The sequence below is a fragment of the Actinomadura rugatobispora genome (assembly GCF_042656285.1).
Classification (GTDB): domain Bacteria; phylum Actinomycetota; class Actinomycetes; order Streptosporangiales; family Streptosporangiaceae; genus Spirillospora; species Spirillospora rugatobispora.
The window spans coordinates 1-2,291 of the sequence record NZ_JBHSON010000218.1; the positions used below are offsets into that span (position 1 = coordinate 1).

Annotated in this window: 2 protein-coding genes and 1 pseudogene; 1 reads left to right on the forward strand and 2 read right to left on the reverse strand. The window is 71.9% G+C overall.

Going from position 1 to position 2,291, the window contains the following annotated elements:
• On the reverse strand, positions 1 to 243 hold a 243-nt coding region (locus tag ACFPZN_RS55895; RefSeq protein WP_465252315.1), incomplete at its 3' end, for an NAD(P)-binding domain-containing protein.
• A 129-nt stretch (positions 244 to 372) separates the two neighbouring features.
• On the reverse strand, positions 373 to 1,896 hold the full coding sequence (locus ACFPZN_RS55900; RefSeq protein ID WP_378293538.1) for a glycosyltransferase family 4 protein: 1,524 nt from the start codon (positions 1,894 to 1,896) through the stop codon (positions 373 to 375).
• A gap of 24 nt (positions 1,897 to 1,920) precedes the next feature.
• On the opposite strand from ACFPZN_RS55900, the pseudogene ACFPZN_RS55905 reads away from it, so the two are divergent.
• A pseudogene (locus ACFPZN_RS55905) lies at positions 1,921 to 2,291 on the forward strand (UDP-N-acetylglucosamine 2-epimerase); the annotation flags it as partial.

A 2,291-nucleotide genomic window follows, 5' to 3' on the forward strand; every position in this document is an offset into this window, starting at 1 on the left:
GACGCAGATGACGATGGAGCGGGCGTCGTCCAGGACCGCCTCGTCCAGGGTGGGGGTGAAGCCCGCGGTGAGCATGTCGCTCACCTGGGCGTCGTCCACGTCGTCGATGTGCGAGCGCCCGGCTTTCAGCCCGTCGACGACGCGGGGGTCGCGGTCCAGGCCGCCCACCCGCAGTCCGGCCTGGGCGGCCTCCCGTACCAGCGGCAGCCCGACGTAACCGAGCCCGATGACCACCAGATCCACCCGGTGGCTCCCTTCACGAGTATCACGACGCCTTGAGCGGCACCGTGCTTCAGGATGTCGATGCGGCGCCGTACCCGGGACGCGGCCTTGCCTCAGGCCCCTCGCGCAGGCCGCCGAGCGGGCGTCCCGCTAGCGGTAGGCGTCCCGGTAACGGGCGGCGACGGCCCGCCAGGTGCGTTCCGCCCTGACCCATTCCCGCGCCGCCTGTCCGATTTTCCGGCACCTGTCGGGAGCGTAAATCAGCTCGGCCAGGGAATTCGCCCAAGCTTCCGCATCTTCGGGAAGTGTTAACGTCCCGGTCACGCCCGGTTCGACGATTTCGCGCAGAGCATTGACATCACTTGCTATTACTGGGATTCCTCCTGCCATCGCCTCGATCGGCTTGAGGGGCGTCACCAATTGGCAGACCCGGTCCGCCCGCCGGGGCACCGCGAACACATCGAGGAGCGCGTGGTACTGACGAACCGACCGCATCGGCACCCGCCCGGTGAACACGACCCTGGCGTCGTGCCCGCCGGCCGTGCCGGCGCGGGCCTCGCCGGCGCCCGCGCGGCGGTCGTCCACCGGCAGCCCGTGCCCGGCGGCGCGCCGCATCAGCGCGCCCAGCTCGGGACCGTCGCCGACCAGCAGCAACGTGACCGGGCTGCCCGCCGCGCGCAGCCGGGCGGCGGCGTCGATCAGCGTGTCGATCCCCTCGTAGCCGTAGAACGAGGAGGTCAGCCCGACCACGGGCGTCCCCTCCTGCAGGCCCAGCTCGGCGCGCAGCCCGGCGGCGTCCGGCAGCGGTTCCAGGAAGGCGTCCTCCACCGCGTTCGGCACGGTCATGATCTTGGACGGGTCGACGCCGCGTCCCGCGATCTCCGCGCGCATCGCCTCGCCCAGCGTGACCACCGCGTCCGCCTCGGACATCCGGCGGGTCTCCAGCTCACGGGTCAGCCGGTAGAAGTCGTCGCTCTCCCGGTGCGCGGGATCGCGGGACAGCCAGGAGTCCTCCAGGAAGCCGCGGACCTCGTACACCACCGGAAGCCCGTGACGGCGGCCCAGTTCCAGCGCCACCGCCGCGTTCAGGTGGTTGCTCACCGCGTGCAGCGCGCGCGGCCGCACCTCCTTGACCAGCCGCCCCGCCAGGTCGGCGCTCTTGGCGATGTCGCGCACCGGGTTCCGGGCGGGCAGCCAGGGCAGCAGCCGGTGGTAGGGGACGCCGTCCACCTCCACCCGCGCCCGCGAGTCGCCCAGGCCCTGGCTGAGCGGGTAACCGAGCCGGGTCACCACCTCCGGCGCGTACCCCAGCTCCCGCAGCGCCAGCGCGATCCGATGCGTTCGCACCGTGTACCCCGCGTTCGTCAGCGGCAGCGCGTTGGTCACGAACTGCAGAACGGGAGCACCGCCCCGGCCGCTGTGCTCGGCCGCCGTTCGGCCTGCGGAGGGCTTCTCGGGACGGGCGGCGGCGGCGAGCAGGGCTTTGAGGTCTCCGGACTCGCGGGCGGGGTCGCGGGGGCGGGGGACCGCCAGGGGGGAGTTGCGCAGTTTCGCCCCCGGGCGGCCGGGGACGGCGCGGGCGAGCAGGCGTACGGCCAGGCGGGGAGCGCGGCCCGGGTCGTCGCGGAGCTGCCGCCAGGTCAGTCCCAGCAGGTAGACGGTTCTTTTGAGCACGGCGGGCGAGCGTAGGCAACCCCGATGAACAGAAGGGAAATTGTGTTGGCGTCCATCGTGCACGTTCTGGGAGCACGTCCGAACTTCGTGAAGGCGGCTCCGGTCATCGAGGCGCTGCGGGCCGGAGGGGTCGGGCAGGCGGTCGTCCACACCGGCCAGCACTACGACGAGCGGATGTCGGAGATCTTCTTCCGCGAGCTGGGGCTGCCCGAGCCGCACTCATGACCGGGCTTGAGCAGGAGTTCACGAGTCGTTCACCCGCGCTCGTCATCGTGTACGGCGACGTGAACTCGACGATCGCCGCCGCGCTGGTCGCGGCCAAGCTGCACATCCCGGTCGCGCATGTGGAGGCCGGGCTGCGCAGCTTCGACATGACCATGCCCGAGGAGGTCAAC